Origin of the sequence: Seohaeicola saemankumensis, assembly GCF_042678485.1 — a bacterium.
Classification (GTDB): Bacteria; Pseudomonadota; Alphaproteobacteria; order Rhodobacterales; family Rhodobacteraceae; genus Seohaeicola; species Seohaeicola saemankumensis.
Window position 1 is genome coordinate 441,133 of the sequence record NZ_JBHTKR010000001.1, and the last position, 15,390, is coordinate 456,522.

The window sequence follows — 15,390 nt, forward strand, 5'->3', positions numbered from 1 at the left end:
CAGGCCCATGGGGCAGCCTTCACGGATCACGGCGGTCCTCGGGCCGACGAATACCGGCAAGACGCATTACGCCATCGAACGCATGCTGGGGCACCGGACGGGCATCATCGGCCTGCCGCTGCGGCTTCTGGCGCGCGAGGTCTATGACAAGATCGTCGCGGCGCGCGGGCCCTCGGTGGTGGCGCTTGTCACTGGCGAGGAACGGATCGTGCCGCCGCGCACCCAGTATTGGGTCTGCACGGTCGAGGCGATGCCCGAGGGGATGGGCGTCGATTTCCTGGCGGTGGACGAGATCCAGCTTTGCGCCGATCCCGAACGCGGCCATGTCTTCACCGACCGTCTGCTGCGTGCGCGCGGGCTTCACGAGACGCTGTTTCTGGGGTCCGACACGATGCGCGGCACCATTGCGGCGCTGGTCCCGCAGGCGCAGTTCATGCGCCGCGAGCGGATGTCGCGCCTGACCTATGCAGGTTCGAAAAAGATAAGCAGAATGCCTGCGCGCAGCGCGATTGTGGGATTTTCGGTTGATAATGTATATGCCATTGCCGAGCTGATCCGCCGCCAGAAGGGCGGTGCCGCGGTTGTCATGGGCGCGCTTTCCCCCCGCACCCGCAACGCGCAGGTCGAACTTTATCAGAATGGCGATGTCGATTACCTGGTGGCGACCGACGCCATCGGCATGGGGCTGAACCTGGATATCAACCATGTCGCCTTTTCGTCGCTGACCAAGTTCGACGGCCGGCGGATGCGGCATCTGGCCCCGAACGAGCTGGCCCAGATCGCGGGCCGGGCCGGGCGCGGCATGGCGGATGGCACTTTCGGCGTGACCGGCGAGGCGGAACCGCTGGAGGATGAGGTCGCCGAGGCGATCATGGAGCATCGCTTCACCCCGATCCGCAAACTGCAATGGCGCAATCACGCGCTGCAGTTCGGCCAACTGGATGCGCTGATCGCCTCTCTCGAGGATGTGCCGCAGGACGATCTGCTGGTCCGGGTGCGCGAGGCGGATGACCTGATGGCGCTGAAATCGCTGTCCCAGGTGGCCGAAGTGCGCGCCCGCGCCTCGGATGCGGCATCGGTCCGGCTGCTGTGGGATGTCTGCCGCATTCCCGACTTTCGCGGGATCAGCCATGCCGAACATTCCAGCCTGCTGGAGGCGATCTTCAACTTCCTGCACCAGTCGGGCCGCGTGCCGGATGACTGGCTGGCGACCCAGATCAAGCGGATCGACCGCACCGAGGGCGAGATTGACACATTGTCGAAACGTCTGGCCTTTATCCGGACATGGACTTATGTGGCGCAGCGCAGCGGTTGGGTCCGCGATGAAAGTCATTGGCGCGAGGCGACGCGCGCTGTAGAAGATCGTTTGTCGGACGCGCTCCATGCGCGGCTGACCCAGAGATTTGTGGACCGCCGCACGTCCGTTCTGTTGCGGCGGCTCAAGCAGAAGGAGGCCCTTTTGGCCGAAGTGAACGACAAGGGTGAAGTGACCGTCGAAGGTGAATTCGTCGGCCGTCTCGAAGGGTTCCGGTTCCGTCAGGACCGCGACGCCACCGCGCAGGAGGCCAAGACGATCCGTCAGGCCAGCATTTCCGCGCTTGCGCCACATTTCAATCTCAGGGCAGACCGTTTCTACAACGCGCCCGATACCGAGATTGATTTCACCGAACAGGGTGGCCTCATGTGGGGCGATCAGGCGGTGGGCAAGCTGGTGGCGGGGGCTGATCCGCTCAAGCCGCAGGTCGCGGCTTTCGTCGATGACGAGGCGGGCCCGGAGGTGGCGCAGAAGGTGCAGCGCCGCCTGCAACATTTCATCGACCGCAAGATCGCGGCCCTGTTCGAGCCCCTGCTGGCCCTCAGCCGCGACGAGGCGTTGAACGGTCTGGCGCGCGGCTTTGCCTTCCGCATGGTCGAAAACCTGGGCATCCTGCCGCGCGCCAGCGTGGCCGAAGAGGTCAAGGCCCTGGATCAGGAAGCCCGCGGCGCCCTTCGCAAGCACGGCATCCGTTTTGGTCAGTTCACCGTCTTCATGCCGCTGCTGCTGAAACCCGCCCCCACGCGACTGCGTCTGGTGCTGTGGTCGCTGGCGCGCGGTCTGGACGAATTCCCCGAAGCCCCGCCACCGGGTCTGGTCACCGTGCCCACGATCAAGGACGCGCATCCCGAGTTTCACATCATGTCGGGCTATCGCGCGGCAGGTGAGCGGGCGATTCGCATCGACATGCTGGAACGCCTGGCCGACATGCTGCGCGCCGAAGACAGCCGCACCGGGTTCGAGGCCAAGGCCGACATGCTGTCGATCACCGGCATGACGCTGGAGCAGTTCGCCGACCTGATGCAGGGCCTGGGCTACAAGGCCGAGCGGGGCGAGCGACCCAAGGTCAAGGCCGCCGAGGCGCCAGAGGCCGCAGCGCCGACGCAAACCGCCGCCGAAGGCACCACCGAAGCCGCGGCGCCGGAAGATGCGCCAGCGCCGACCGAGGCCGAAGTCGAGGCACAGGCAGAGCCGCAAGTGGACGCCCCGGCCGCGCCTGTTGCAGAAGCACCGGCCGAACCTGCCGAGATGGAAGTCTTCTACAGCTTCACCTGGGGCCGCAAGCCGCCGTCGCAGCAGGGTCGTCCCGGACGCGGACGTCAGGGCCAGGGCGCACAGGGCGCACAGGCCGACCAGCCGCAAGCCGAAGGCGAGGCGCGCCCGGACCGTGGCGAGCGCAGCGGCAAGCCGCGCGGCAAGGGCAAACCGCAGGGCGATGCGCGCGGACAGGACCGCAACAAGGACCGTGGCAAGGGCAGGGACCGCAACCGCGACGGCGACAAGCCGCAGCAGGGCGCCAAGACCTATGAGGCGCGTCCGCCCCGTGCCAAGGACCGGATCGACCCGGACAACCCCTTTGCAGCCGCCCTGATGGGCCTGCGCGACAAGACCTGACGCGGGCGAGCCTTGGACGCGCCTGCGGCACGGATGCGGATCGACAAATGGCTGTGGCATGCGCGGTTCTTCAAGACCCGCACACTTGCCGCGGCCATGGTCGGCGCGGGCCATGTGCGGATCAACAGCGTCAAGGCCGCGAAACCCGCGCAGGGTATCGCGCCGGGTGACGTTCTGACCTTCATGCAGGGCGATCACGTCCGCGTTGTGCGGGTGTTGGCCCATGGTGTCCGGCGTGGTCCGGCCACCGAGGCGCAGACGCTATACGAAGACCTGACCCCTGCGCGGGAGGATGTTCCATCCGCACCGCAACCGAAGGACGGGGGGCGCCCGACAAAGCGCGAGCGCCGGATATTTGACCTTGATCGTCGTCGGATGCTTGAATGACGGCGGCGCCTGTTCTAGCTAGTCCCGAAAGGGTCCGGCGCGGGCCGCAGATTTGAGAGACTGCCATGACTTACGTCGTCATCGACAATTGCATCGCCTGCAAATACACCGACTGTGTCGAGGTCTGCCCCGTGGACTGTTTCTACGAGGGGGAGAACATGCTGGTGATCCACCCTGACGAATGCATTGACTGCGGCGTGTGCGAGCCTGAGTGCCCTGCCGATGCGATCCGCCCGGATACCGAACCGGACATGGAAAAATGGGTCGAGTTCAACCGCAAATATTCGGAAAAATGGCCGGTGATCATCTCGAAGAAGGATCCTCTGCCCGATGCCGAGGCGCGCGATGGCGAGACCGGCAAACTGGACAAATATTTCACCGAAGCGCCCGGCGAGGGGGGCTGACCGCCCGCGCCGCGACCCGATTCGGCAAGGGAGGCACCGCCATGCCGCACGCGACCCGTGTTTGACACAGTCGGCAATAGCGGAAGCCTCTGAAATTGAACGGGTTTGGCCCTCTGCCCTGCGCCGCGCATCGCGTCGTGCTTCCGTATGTGTAATTTTTGTGATATGATCCTCTGACATGATGTGGATCCATGGCCCCCGTCCCGCCTAGCGCTGCCTGAGGACGGATTTTCTGTGAGACATGACCCGGCAAGCGAGATTAGCGATAATCTCGGCGGTGATTTTGTCGCGCAGGGCCAAGGGATCGCTGCGAGGAAAGATTGCATGAGCAAAACGAAGAAGTCCGAGTTTCGTCCCAATGATTACGTGGTGTATCCGGCGCATGGCGTGGGTCAGATCATCTCGATCGAAGAGCAGGAAATCGCGGGTATCGCGCTGGAACTGTTCGTGATCTCGTTCGAGAAGGACAAGATGACCCTGCGGGTGCCGACCAACAAGGCCACCGAAATCGGGATGCGGTCCCTGTCCAGCCCGGATGTCGTGTCAAAGGCGATGTCCACGCTGAAAGGCAAGGCCAAGGTCAAGCGGGCGATGTGGTCGCGCCGCGCGCAGGAATATGAGCAGAAGATCAATTCGGGTGACCTGATCGCCATCGCCGAAGTGGTGCGCGACCTGCACCGCAACGACGATCAGCGCGAACAGAGCTATTCCGAGCGCCAGCTTTATGAAGCCGCGCTTGAGCGTCTGACCCGCGAAGTGGCCGCCGTCAGCGGTGGCGACGAAGTGATGGCCGCCAAGCAGGTAGATGACGTTCTGGTGTCGCGCGCCGCGTGATCGCAGAGCTTCGACAGGAATGAAACCGCGTCCCTCGGGGCGCGGTTTTTCTTTTGTCTCAGAAGCTTGCGAGCAATAGCAGCAGTGAAATCTCGGCCATTTGCTGGGCTGCGCCCAGGATGTCGCCGGTTTGTCCGCCGATCTTGGCGCGGGCCAGCGCCCCGATGCCCCACCCGGCAACCGTGACCGCCAGCACCAGGGGAAGGGCCGCAAGACCCAGCGCCAGCAAGGCCAGAACCATCGCCACGGCGACCGCCAGAACCGCCGTGTCGAAGGAAACGCGCCCGACCGAACGCGACAGACCGCCGTCGCGGGCCGGGGGCAAGGCATGCATCAGCGCGGGCATCACCGCGCGCGACAGGGCCCCGGCCGCGATCAGGGCGGGCAGGGCCAGCCCGGTTTCGAACAGCAGGCTCAGCGCCAGCCAGCGAAGGCCCAGCGACAGGATCAGCGCGATCACGCCATAGCTGCCGATATGGCTGTCTTTCATGATTTCAAGCCGCCGTTCGCGGGTCCAGCCGCCCCAGAACCCGTCAACCGTGTCGGCCAGACCGTCCTCGTGCATCGCGCCGGTCATCATTGCCATCAGCCCAAGGCACAGCCCCGCCGCCAGCGGCGCGGGCAAGCCCAGGGACATGGCCAGCAGCGCCGCCAGACCTGCGATGCCGCCAAGCAGCGCGCCCACCACCGGCCAGGCCCAGGCCGCCGCCGCGCCGCGCGCCAGGGCGGCGTCGGATGCGCGCACCGGAAGCCGCGTCAGCAGCGTGAAGCCTGCCGCGATATCGCCGGGCCGGGCCAGGGGGGTGTCGTGCTGTGGCATCAATGGGTCTTTCGCTGTCTTGCTCTTGGGGGTGCTTCGGTTAAACACGGGATCGCACCCCTGTTCAATGAGTGAGCGCATGACCCAGAGCCTTCCCACCCTCGACAGTTTTCGCGCTATCCTGCGGGATCTGCCGGACCCTGATGCAGCCGCGGTTCAGGCGGCCATGGCGCGCAACGGCCAATTGACCAAACCCCCTGGCGCCCTGGGCCGGCTTGAGGATCTGGCGATCTGGATGGCAGGCTGGCAGGGCACCGACCGGCCCCATGTGGACGCACCGCAAGTGATTGTCTTTGCGGGCAATCACGGGGTGACGGCGCGGGGTGTGTCGGCCTTTCCGGCGGCTGTGACCGAACAGATGGTGCTGAATTTCCGCGCGGGCGGGGCTGCGATCAACCAGTTGGCGCGCTGCTTTGGCGCGCGGATGGATGTGCATGCGCTGTCGCTGGAACTGCCTACCGCCGATTTCACGATTCAACCCGCAATGACCGAGGCAGAGTTGCTGGAGGCCCTGCAAACCGGCTGGGATGCGGTCGATCCGGCGTCTGACCTTCTGGTCACGGGCGAGATGGGGATCGGCAACACCACCTCCGCCGCGGCGCTGGCCCATGCGATCTGTGGCGGTGTGCCTGCCGATTGGGTCGGGCGCGGCACTGGCGTGGATGATGCGGGGCTTGCCCTCAAGGCGCAGGTCGTGGCCGAAGGGGTCGCCCTGCATGCCCAGGCACGCGCTGACGGGATCGAGGCCTTGCGCTGTCTTGGCGGGCGCGAACTGGCCGCGATGGCGGGGGCGATCCTGCGCGCGCGGCATCTGCGTATCCCGGTGCTGCTGGACGGGTTTATCTGCACCGCCGCCGCCGCCTCTCTCGATGCGGCAAAACCCGGCGCGCTGGATCATTGCCTGGCCGCGCATGTCAGTGCCGAATCCGGCCATGCGCCCCTGCTGGCGCATCTGGGAAAGGCGCCGATCCTGTCGCTTGGCCTCCGGCTGGGCGAGGGATCGGGTGCGGCGCTGGCGATCGGCGTGATCAAGGGCGCGGTTGCCTGCCATTCGGGCATGGCCACCTTTGCCGAAGCAGGCGTATCCGAAGGCTAGATGCGGCGATCAGCCCGCCTCGGCGGGCCGGTCCTGTTCCATCCGGGCCAGAAGCTGCACCTCGAGTTCCTTGTTCAGCTCGCGTGCGCGCTTGATATAGGCTGCGTTCTGTTCGGCGGGCAGGCTTGGGTCCCAGAGTTCGGCAAGCTGGCGCAGGGCGTCGCGGTCATGGTGGTAGAACACCGTTTCGGCCTGCGCGGCCTCGTATTCGGTCAGGCCCATGTTCTCCAGCACGTAGCGGCCCGCGCGCAGCGAGCTGTCAAACAGCTCGCGCACGATGTCATTGGCACCCGCCTGGAACAGCTGGAACACATGGGTGCGATCCCGGGCGCGCGCGATGATGTGCAGATCGGGGCGCTGCTGGCGCGCATAGGTCACCAGCCGGATGGCGGCGGCGGGATCATCCAGCGCCACCACCAGCACATGGGCCTTGTCGAGGCCCGCGGCATGCAGCAGTTCGGGCCTTGTCGGATCGCCAAAGAACCCGCGAAAGCCGAAGCGGCGCATCAACTGGATCGTGGCCATGTCATGATCCAGCACCACGGTCTTGAACCCGCTGGCCTGTACCAGGCGGTTGACGATCTGCCCGAAGCGGCCGATGCCCGCGATGATCACCGCGCCCTTTTCGGTGATCTCGTCCTCCGGCGTTGCATCCGGCCCCTCCGTCAGGCGGCGCGACAGCAGATCGTAAAGGATGAACAGAAGCGGCGTGATCAGCATCGACAGCGCCACAACCAGCAGCAACTGGTCTGCCAGATGCGGCGGCAGGACGTTCTGCTGCACGGAAAACGACAGCAGCACAAAGCCGAATTCCCCCGCCTGCGCCAGCGACAGGGTGAACAGCCACTGATCGCGGCCCGTCAGCTTGAAGGCGCGGCCCAGCCCGTAAAGGATGACCCCCTTCAGCAGCATCAGCCCCAATGTCATGCCGATCAGCAGCAGCGGTTCGGCAAACAGCATCGTGAAATTGATGCCGGCCCCCACGGTGATGAAGAACAGGCCCAGCAACAGGCCCTTGAAGGGCTCGATATCGCTTTCCAGCTCATGGCGGAATTCGCTGTTGGCCAGCACCACGCCGGCCAGGAAGGTGCCAAGCGCGGGCGACAGGCCCACCAGCATCATCAGAAAGCCGATGCCCAGCACGATCAGCAGCGCCAGCGCCGTGTACATCTCGCGCAGGTGGACATGGTGGATGAAGCGGAACAGCGGCCGGATCAGGTAGACCCCCGCAAGGATGACCAGCGCCACCGCCCCCAGCGTCACCAGCGTGACGCCCCAGCCGGGCAGGCCCTCGACCAGCGACATGGAATGGCCGTGATCCTCGATCTGCGAGGGGCGCAGCACCTCGCCATTGGGGCCGACGCGCGCCAAGAGCGGCATCGCCAGCAGCGGCATCAGCGCCAGCATCGGGATCACCGCGATATCCTGCGTCAGCAGCACCGAAAAGGCGGATCGCCCGCCGCCGGTCTGCATCAGCCCCTTTTCCGACAGGGTCTGCAACACGATCGCGGTCGAGGACAGCGCCAGGACCAGCCCCACGGCCAGGCCCGTGCTCCAATCCAGGCCAAAGGCCATGGCCGCCGCCATCACCGCCGCCGTGGTCAGGCCGACCTGCGCGCCGCCCATCCCCAGCAGCTTGTGGCGCATGTCCCATAGCGCGCGCGGCTCCAGCTCCAGCCCGATCAGGAACAGCATCATCACCACGCCGAATTCGGCGAAATGCTGCAGATCCTGGGTTTCCGTGCCCACAAGGCCCAGAACAGGACCTATCATGATCCCCGCGGCAAGGTACCCCAGCACCGACCCAAGGCCCAGGCGCGCCGCGATCGGCACGGCGATCACGGCGGCAGCCAGGTAGATCGAGGCCTGGTAGAGGAAATTTTCCATCGTCGCTCCTTGGGCTGTGTCTCAGGTGGGCAGGGGCGCGTCCTGTTTGAACTGGTCCATCACGATCTGGCTTTGCACGCGCGCCACGGCGGGATGGGGCAGAAGCACCTCGTGGATCAATCGGTTCAGCGCGGGCAGGTCATCGCAATAGACACGCAAGAGGTAATCCGCATCGCCTGTCAGCGTCCATGCCGAAATGATCGCGGGCTGGGTCGCCACCAGCCGGGCAAAGCTGCGCGACTGTTCGGGGCCGTGGGTGGCCAGTTGCACCTGAACGAAGGCCTGTACGCGCAGGCCAAGGCGGGTCGGGTCCAGTTTCGCGGCATAGGCGGTGATGATGCCCTCGGCCTCAAGCCGCTGACGCCGCCGTCCGGCCTGGCTTGGCGACAGGTTCAGCGCCTCGCCCAGTTCCTGCGCGGTCAGATGCGCGTTTTTCTGCAGCGCGGCCAGCAGGCGCTTGTCAGTCTCATCCAGCATATGCGTATTTCCCGCATGATCTCTTGAATTTTCGCCATTCTAGCGCGGTTATCTAAAATTATCAGCCGCAAAATGCGCGAATATGCGGTTTGCTTGCGTGTATGATGACGCCAGCGCAAGAGGACAGCCAACAGGAGATATCGCAATGGGACCTTTCCCCCACGACGCCCCGCAAGCCACCATCTCGGCCCAGAACCCGGCCGGCACCGACGGGTTCGAATTCGTGGAATTCGCCCATCCGAACCCGGAGGAGTTGCGCGATCTGTTCGGCAAGATGGGCTATACGCTGACAGGTCGGCACAAGACCAAGGATATCGAGCTGTGGCAGCAGGGCGATATCACCTATATCCTGAACGCCGAGCCCGGTTCGATGGCCACGCGCTTTGTCGAGGAACACGGGCCCTGCGCGCCGTCGATGGGTTGGCGCGTGGTGGATGCACAAAAGGCGCTGGCCCATGCGGTGTCCAAGGGGGCGGAAGAATACACAGGTGCGGACAAGACGCTGGACGTGCCTGCGATCGTGGGCATCGGCGGGTCGCTGATCTATTTCATCGACCAGTATCACGACACCAGCCCCTATAACCGCGAATTCGACTGGCTGACCCAGTCCAAGCCGGAGGGCGTGGGGTTCTACTACCTCGATCACCTGACCCACAATGTCTACAAGGGCAATATGGACAAGTGGTTCGGCTTCTACAGTTCCATCTTCAATTTCCACGAGATCCGGTTCTTCGATATCGAGGGCAAGTATACGGGCCTGTTCAGCCGCGCGCTGACCTCGCCTTGCGGGCGCATCCGCATTCCGATCAACGAGGATCGGGGCGAGACGGGGCAGATCGTGTCCTATCTCAAGAAGTACAAGGGCGAGGGGATCCAGCATATCGCGGTGGGGACCGAGCGTCTGTATGACGCGACGGACGAGATCTATGATCGCGGCATCCGCTTCATGCCGGCGCCACCGGCGGCCTATTACGAGCTGAGCAAGACACGTGTGCAGGGCCACGCCGAGCCGCTGGAGCGGATGGCCAGGCACGGCATCCTGATCGACGGGGAAGGCGTGGTGGACGGGGGCGAGACGAAGATCCTGCTGCAGATCTTTTCCAAGACGGTGATCGGGCCGATCTTCTTCGAGTTCATCCAGCGCAAGGGCGACGACGGCTTCGGCGAGGGGAACTTCAAGGCGCTGTTCGAGTCGATCGAACAGGAACAGATCGACAGCGGAGAGATCGCGGCCGAGTAACCCGGCCCCCGGACGGACCCCCACGCCCCCGCATCGCCGGGGGCGTTTTGCTGTCCTGGGGGTGCGTCCCATGATGGGACATTTTCCGAGGCCAATGATATCAATGGGTTGGGCGGGGGTGTTTACGGTTTGTTAGGGGGTTGGGGGTGTGGGGTTGTGGTGTGAGGGGCAAACGTAAAGGACGGTTAGCCGACTTTGTCCGTACATCATAGCATTCTTAGAAAAGGCAAAAGCGCCATACACCATATCACCTTTGAACCGTCTCAGTTCTTAGGAAACAAATAACCGCATTGCGACTTCAAAACGTCGAAAAGGTAAGTCACGGAGACTTTTACATCAAGAAATGTCAGTATACTCTGTCTGCAATTAAAATCTACTGGATCAAAATCTTGGAAGCTGCAGAGGCCAGAACTTCCGCGCCAGATGCGAAGTGTCGCTTTGCGAAGCTTTCTCCAATCTTGACTACCTCATCAACTCTTGCGGCAGTTCGACCTAGCTCCGCCACATTGAAGTGCATCGCAATATACGTTCCTGACAACCCGAAAAAGCCTTTTTTGCTCTCAACGCCGCTTAACTGTTGGTAGCCGTCTCCGGATCCTATTACAAAGTACCCGCAGTTCTTCGAAAGTTGACTTGTAACGTACAGACCGAAGCCAGAGTTACTCCACTGTCCTGCGCCGTCTTCGGCGTCGATTTCGTCCGCGCTACCATAAGCTCTATTTCCAGAGATACTCGGCAATATGGCTAACCGGATGGCATCAAGGTCGCTCGCAACCTTTGAGAATTTCTCATTCTTTGCAAGAGATGATCGTATGCCGATCCCGTTATCAAATATACATAACTCAACTTCGTTGTTGCCCGGCCAGTACTGGCCAGAAAGCCACATTTCTTTTCCATCCCCATGTTCCATTGCGTTCCTAACAATTTCTCGCAAACAATACTTAATAAGATCAAAAAGATCACCGCGAGCCTGACGTGAAATTAAATACGCCATCCGGCCAACCTTTTGATTTGCTAGCTCGCCGAATGGAATATTGCCTTTAACGGCGCTTATCTTCCATTCTTCCAGATCAACACATTGTAGCGGGAGATAGGTTTCCCCGCCCGCCGCTTCATGTTTGGGAACATTTAAAAGACAGCCATCAAAGAAACCGACATTCGCTGGATATCCATATGGAGAAGCTCCTTCAAATCCTGATATCTTGCCTGCCTTAACTGAGTTTCGGATGATCTGGGAAAGCAAAACCATACCAGCGGGCTTTGCGAATCCTATTCCCGAGAAGTCGAGAATGGCGCTTTCGCACTCCATAAGCTCGTGGTTGAACTCCATTATTCTATTACCTGTTGAGAAATCAGGGACTAAAATTCTTTTGGTCGACATGTAAAGTTCCAGTCTCACTCTTAGAGTAACATTGGAACCAGTAGTTCAAAATACTGCAAGCAGCAACCGCGGCCACTTCATCACATGTGTTTACTTCGTCTGAACATTAATGGTAGCCGGCTCCCAGCGCGCACAGGCCCGCAGGAAAGAGCGATTTCAGATTGATAGCGAGGGCGATCAAGGGCCTGACAGCTTTCAGATACTGCTCCGCGCCTGCATGGCAGCTATCGGAAATCTCGCGCTAGAGGCTGACCGGCCGCTATGGGCCGTTTGCTTCCCCCCCCATTCACCCGTTCGGCATGGTCAGCACAATCGCGCGGTTGTTCTTGACGTAGCTCAGCTCGTTTTCGCCGATTGCGCGGACCTGGCCTCCGTCGAGGCGGTCTCCGACCTGGACTTTCTGGTAGCGGCCGTTGGACAGGCGCACCAGCGCGCGGCGGTTGGAGGGCTGGCCGTAGACGCCGATCAGGTTGACCTGTCGCAGGTTGATCGCGCCCCGCACTGTCGCCTGTTGCGCGACCGAGGCGGATGACGGGATTTGCGGCGCCGCGTTGCGCTGCGGCGCCAGTGCGGCGGCTGATGCGACCTGCTGTCGCGACGATCCCGCGCTGTCAGTATTCGTGGTCAGATCGCGCGGGCGGGCCAGCGGCTTGAGCGAGGTGGCGATGGCCTGATCGGTGCCGGTGTCCTGGGCGTCTGCCTCGTCCGCATCCGCCTCGGCGTCATCTGCTGCGCGCAGGGCAAGGGCCACGGCGGCCAGGGTTTCGGGGCGTGCCCGCGGGCGCACACCGGCCAGTTCGCTGCGGCTGAGACCGCCAAGCGTGGCGCGTTCGTTGCTTTCGATCAGGGTGTCCGGGCGCAGCCGCGGGCGCACCGCGGCCAGATCCGGTTCGGGCTGTGCATCCGCCTGGGGTGTCTGTGCAAACCGTGTCGGCATGCCCGGGGGCGTCAGCGCCGGGCGTCCGGCATAGACGATGACACCTTCGGGGGTTTCGGCGCCTTCGGGTGTGGCGATCACCAGCCCGCGGTCGTCCAGATCGAACTGCGTGCCGGGGGCCGCGGGGTTTGATTGCGCCTCGGGGCGGACATCGCTGAGGGCGCGGCTGATATCGGGCAGGGCCACGGCATCAAGGTTCTGCAGGCTGCTGTCGATCGAGGCGAGGTAAAGCGTATCCAGCGAATGCGAGACCGGCGCCTCGGGCTGGGCGGGCGCGATCTGCCAGATGCCCGTGGCGGCATAGGAGGACAGTGCGGCCTGCGCGGCCTCTTGCGGGGAAGGCTGCGGCAGTTGGGCAAGGTCCGATGGCAGGTCGCCTGTCGGCAGCGGTGTGGGTGAGGCGGCGTCATCGGGGACAGCCGCGGTTTCGGTGCCCGGCAAAGCATCCGCCGTGTCCTGCCGCGTGCCTTGCGCCACCGGATCGGTTGGCAAGCTTGTGTCCGCTGTCGCCTCCGGGGTCTGGTCCTGGCTGGCGATCTGTGGCTGGCTTTGCCCGAACAGACCGCCCAACCCGTTTTCGCCGAACATCGCAGACCATGCGCCCACGGCCGCCATGAACAACAGCAGCACGCCGGTCATCACCAGACCCAGCAAGCGGGGTTTGGCACGGATGGCGGATGCGTCGGATTCGGGCGCGCGCGCGCCGAAGATGGTCAGTCTTTGCCGCTCGCTCTGTGTGGGTTTGACCTTTGTCCGCGCTGCTTTCTTGCGGCTTTTCGGGGCGGGTTGGTCATCGGCCGAGGGCTGCGCGGTTCCGGCCAGACGCGCCAGAAGCGCGCCGGTGAGCCCCGCCGGGTCGTCGCGTGTCTCCTCTGGCGCGGGCGCGGGCGGGGAAATGAAGGGTGCGGGCGTCAGCGTGGGGTCGGGGCCTACAGGATCGGGGTGCGCGCCTTGCGGCGCCGCGTCGCTGCTTGCGATGTCCGGGCTATCCGCCAGATCGCCGGATGCGGGCAGCGGAGGAAGCTCTGCCACGATGGGTTTTCTTGCCGTCAGGGGCGGATCGTCACGCTCGCGCCGGGTGGAAAACACGGGGCGGGATGGCGCATCGTCGGGCGGGGTGTCTTGCTGCGTGGTCGCGGTGACCGTGGCAGAAGGTTCGGCCTCGGCAGAAGGTTCGGCCTTTTCATCCGCATCCTGCGGGGGCAGGGGATCGTCGCCCGGGATCGCTGCGTCAGCCGTGATCGCCGCGGTGGGAAGCTCCTGCGCGCCTGGTGTTTCCGCGAGTGTCTCCTCGGGGGTGTCCGCAAGTGCCTCGCCCGGTTCCTCGTGCGGTGCCTCATCCGGTGTTTCAGCCTGTGCCTCATCCGGAAGCTCATCCGGTTCCTCATCCGGTTCCTGGGCGGGCAGTTCCGGGGCGGTCGGCAGGTCCGCCGGCCCCAGGATGCGGATCGCGTTGGTGTCGCGCAGCAGCCTGTCGCCGGGGGCGATCAGTGCGGCGGCCTGTGCCGTCTGACCGAAGAACGGCTCTCCCGGAAAGGTATCGGCGGGGGGCAGGGCCACATAGCTGACCGGGGCAAACCCGTGTTCGGCGGCAAAGCCTGACGCCTCGTCCAGTGTTTCCAGGGCAACGGCCGCGATGTGCAGCTGGTCGCCCACACTGACCCAGTCGAACCGCAGGTCGGACACGTCATAGGGTGTGGTCCCGTCCAGGGAGGCCGCGACATGGGCCGCCATATCCGTGCCCCGCGCTGGTGCCGGCAGGGTCAGATAGCGGATCTGTTCATTCGGAATGACCAGTTTGCTGCGCAGGCCCTCGTTGTCCAGTTGCACGGCCGTGCGCCGCAGGACAGCCAGCTCTGCTGCCAGGTCGGCGGTGTCCAGCGCCACTTCCCCGACCATGTGCCAACCGCCCGCGGCGCGGTGAAGCAGCCCGATGCCATCAAAGGACAGGACAAGTGCAAAATTAGGTTTCATTCACGCCTGACTATCATTCCGGATCAGCGACAGGGAGTCCCCGCCGGTCATGTCGCAGTTTTACAGCAGCTTCTTGCCGAGGGGAAGAAAAACACCCTTGAGGAGAGCAGCGCCCCCTTGGTTACGCGTTTTGACTGGTGCAAGCTGATCGTCTGGCCGGATGGCCTGCGTAGATTGCGTGACGTGAAAGGATGACCGATGAGACTGATGGCCAAACCGATGTTCCTGGCAGGCTGCGCGCTGACCGCGCTGATGTTTGCCCCGCTGGGCGGGGGATCCGCAGGCGAGACACGCCAGTTTCCGGCCGGGGCCGCCATGGCCCAGGCTGCCAGCCCTGCCGAGGCGCCCCGCACCCTGAGTATCGGCGGCACCGGCCGTGTCGACCTGGCGCCCGACATGGCCATGGTGCGGATCGGTGTGACGCATCAGGGCGAGGTTGCGGCCGAGGCGCTGCGCCTGACCTCGGATGCGGTGGCGGCGATGCTGGCCCGGCTGCAGGAGCTGGGTGTCGCCGCGCGGGACATGCAGACCGCGGGCCTGTCACTGACCCCGGTCTGGCGTGACCGCCGGAGTGGGGAGGAGCAGCTACAGCCCTGGGGTTTCGAGGCCAGCAATATCGTCAGCCTGCGCCTGCGCGACCTGGATGCGCTGGGAACGGTGCTGGATGCGCTTGTCTCGGACGGGGCCAACCGCCTTGATGGGGTCAGCTTCGGCCTTCAGGATCCCGAAAGCGCCATGGACGAGGCCCGCCGCCTTGCCGTGGCCGATGCAAGGCGCAAGGCCGCGCTGTTTGCCGAAGCTGCCGGCGTGACGCTTGGCCCGGTTCTGAGCCTGTCCGAAACCGGCGGCGGCGTGCCGCGTCCGCAGATGATGGAAATGGCCGCGATGCGGTCGGATGCGGTGCCGATCGCCGCGGGCGAGGTGGGGATTGCCGCTTCGGTCCAGATGGTCTTTGCGCTGGAATAGCAGCGGACGGGCGGGGGCTCTGCCCCCCAGGTTCAACTGCGTTGAACGCCCCCCGGGA

12 protein-coding genes are annotated in these 15,390 nt (G+C 64.1%); 7 read left to right on the forward strand and 5 right to left on the reverse strand.

Annotated features, from left to right (window positions below):
* Nucleotides 1-7: 7 nt before the first annotated feature.
* From ACFQ3C_RS02115 to ACFQ3C_RS02130, 4 genes are all read left to right on the forward strand, one after another.
* The gene (locus ACFQ3C_RS02115) at nucleotides 8-2,929 is read left to right on the forward strand and encodes a helicase-related protein (protein ID WP_380788770.1); all 2,922 of its coding nucleotides are present in this window, start codon (nucleotides 8-10) and stop codon (nucleotides 2,927-2,929) included.
* A 12-nt stretch (nucleotides 2,930-2,941) separates the two neighbouring features.
* Nucleotides 2,942-3,316 (forward strand): RNA-binding S4 domain-containing protein, encoded by a 375-nt coding sequence (locus tag ACFQ3C_RS02120; protein WP_380788772.1) that lies wholly within the window; start codon nucleotides 2,942-2,944, stop codon nucleotides 3,314-3,316.
* 65 nt (nucleotides 3,317-3,381) lie between these two features.
* Nucleotides 3,382-3,720, forward strand: a complete 339-nt coding sequence (gene fdxA, locus ACFQ3C_RS02125; protein ID WP_380788774.1) for a ferredoxin FdxA — start codon at nucleotides 3,382-3,384, stop codon at nucleotides 3,718-3,720.
* A 324-nt stretch (nucleotides 3,721-4,044) separates the two neighbouring features.
* On the forward strand, nucleotides 4,045-4,554 hold the full coding sequence (locus ACFQ3C_RS02130; RefSeq protein ID WP_380788776.1) for a CarD family transcriptional regulator: 510 nt from the start codon (nucleotides 4,045-4,047) through the stop codon (nucleotides 4,552-4,554).
* 58 nt (nucleotides 4,555-4,612) lie between these two features.
* On the opposite strand, the gene cobS is transcribed toward ACFQ3C_RS02130, so the two are convergent.
* Nucleotides 4,613-5,374, reverse strand: a complete 762-nt coding sequence (cobS, locus tag ACFQ3C_RS02135) for an adenosylcobinamide-GDP ribazoletransferase (protein ID WP_380788777.1) — start codon at nucleotides 5,372-5,374, stop codon at nucleotides 4,613-4,615.
* A gap of 79 nt (nucleotides 5,375-5,453) precedes the next feature.
* Here cobS and cobT point away from each other — a divergent pair, with 79 nt between their 5' ends.
* Nucleotides 5,454-6,470, forward strand: coding sequence for a nicotinate-nucleotide--dimethylbenzimidazole phosphoribosyltransferase (cobT, locus tag ACFQ3C_RS02140; protein ID WP_380788778.1), 1,017 nt, complete (start codon nucleotides 5,454-5,456; stop codon nucleotides 6,468-6,470).
* A 9-nt stretch (nucleotides 6,471-6,479) separates the two neighbouring features.
* Here cobT and ACFQ3C_RS02145 read toward each other — a convergent pair whose 3' ends face one another.
* Nucleotides 6,480-8,357 carry a monovalent cation:proton antiporter-2 (CPA2) family protein gene (locus ACFQ3C_RS02145; RefSeq protein WP_380788779.1) on the reverse strand — a complete coding sequence of 626 codons (1,878 nt, stop codon included), beginning with the start codon at nucleotides 8,355-8,357 and terminating at the stop codon, nucleotides 6,480-6,482.
* A 21-nt stretch (nucleotides 8,358-8,378) separates the two neighbouring features.
* The gene (locus ACFQ3C_RS02150; protein ID WP_380788780.1) at nucleotides 8,379-8,834 is read right to left on the reverse strand and encodes an Lrp/AsnC family transcriptional regulator; all 456 of its coding nucleotides are present in this window, start codon (nucleotides 8,832-8,834) and stop codon (nucleotides 8,379-8,381) included.
* A gap of 145 nt (nucleotides 8,835-8,979) precedes the next feature.
* Here ACFQ3C_RS02150 and hppD point away from each other — a divergent pair, with 145 nt between their 5' ends.
* Nucleotides 8,980-10,074, forward strand: a complete 1,095-nt coding sequence (gene hppD, locus ACFQ3C_RS02155; protein WP_380788781.1) for a 4-hydroxyphenylpyruvate dioxygenase — start codon at nucleotides 8,980-8,982, stop codon at nucleotides 10,072-10,074.
* Between the two features lie 373 nt (nucleotides 10,075-10,447).
* Here the strand turns inward: hppD and ACFQ3C_RS02160 are convergent, their stop codons facing one another.
* Nucleotides 10,448-11,455: a hypothetical protein gene (locus ACFQ3C_RS02160; protein ID WP_380788782.1), complete on the reverse strand. Its 1,008-nt coding sequence runs from the start codon at nucleotides 11,453-11,455 to the stop codon at nucleotides 10,448-10,450.
* 286 nt (nucleotides 11,456-11,741) lie between these two features.
* On the reverse strand, nucleotides 11,742-14,366 hold the full coding sequence (locus tag ACFQ3C_RS02165; protein ID WP_380788783.1) for a hypothetical protein: 2,625 nt from the start codon (nucleotides 14,364-14,366) through the stop codon (nucleotides 11,742-11,744).
* Between the two features lie 198 nt (nucleotides 14,367-14,564).
* On the opposite strand from ACFQ3C_RS02165, the gene ACFQ3C_RS02170 reads away from it, so the two are divergent.
* Nucleotides 14,565-15,332, forward strand: coding sequence for an SIMPL domain-containing protein (locus ACFQ3C_RS02170; RefSeq protein WP_380788784.1), 768 nt, complete (start codon nucleotides 14,565-14,567; stop codon nucleotides 15,330-15,332).
* Nucleotides 15,333-15,390: the final 58 nt, after the last annotated feature.

Bases quoted from the DNA above. Each gene is read 5' to 3' on its own strand.
- ACFQ3C_RS02115 (WP_380788770.1), top strand. From the start codon at position 8: ATGGGGCAGCCTTCACGGATCACGGCGGTCCTCGGGCCGACGAATACC.
- fdxA (WP_380788774.1), top strand. From the start codon at position 3,382: ATGACTTACGTCGTCATCGACAATTGCATCGCCTGCAAATACACCGAC.
- ACFQ3C_RS02130 (WP_380788776.1), top strand. From the start codon at position 4,045: ATGAGCAAAACGAAGAAGTCCGAGTTTCGTCCCAATGATTACGTGGTG.
- cobS (WP_380788777.1), bottom strand. From the start codon at position 5,374: ATGCCACAGCACGACACCCCCCTGGCCCGGCCCGGCGATATCGCGGCA.
- cobT (WP_380788778.1), top strand. From the start codon at position 5,454: ATGACCCAGAGCCTTCCCACCCTCGACAGTTTTCGCGCTATCCTGCGG.
- ACFQ3C_RS02145 (WP_380788779.1), bottom strand. From the start codon at position 8,357: ATGGAAAATTTCCTCTACCAGGCCTCGATCTACCTGGCTGCCGCCGTG.
- ACFQ3C_RS02150 (WP_380788780.1), bottom strand. From the start codon at position 8,834: ATGCTGGATGAGACTGACAAGCGCCTGCTGGCCGCGCTGCAGAAAAAC.
- hppD (WP_380788781.1), top strand. From the start codon at position 8,980: ATGGGACCTTTCCCCCACGACGCCCCGCAAGCCACCATCTCGGCCCAG.
- ACFQ3C_RS02160 (WP_380788782.1), bottom strand. From the start codon at position 11,455: ATGTCGACCAAAAGAATTTTAGTCCCTGATTTCTCAACAGGTAATAGA.
- ACFQ3C_RS02165 (WP_380788783.1), bottom strand. From the start codon at position 14,366: ATGAAACCTAATTTTGCACTTGTCCTGTCCTTTGATGGCATCGGGCTG.
- ACFQ3C_RS02170 (WP_380788784.1), top strand. From the start codon at position 14,565: ATGAGACTGATGGCCAAACCGATGTTCCTGGCAGGCTGCGCGCTGACC.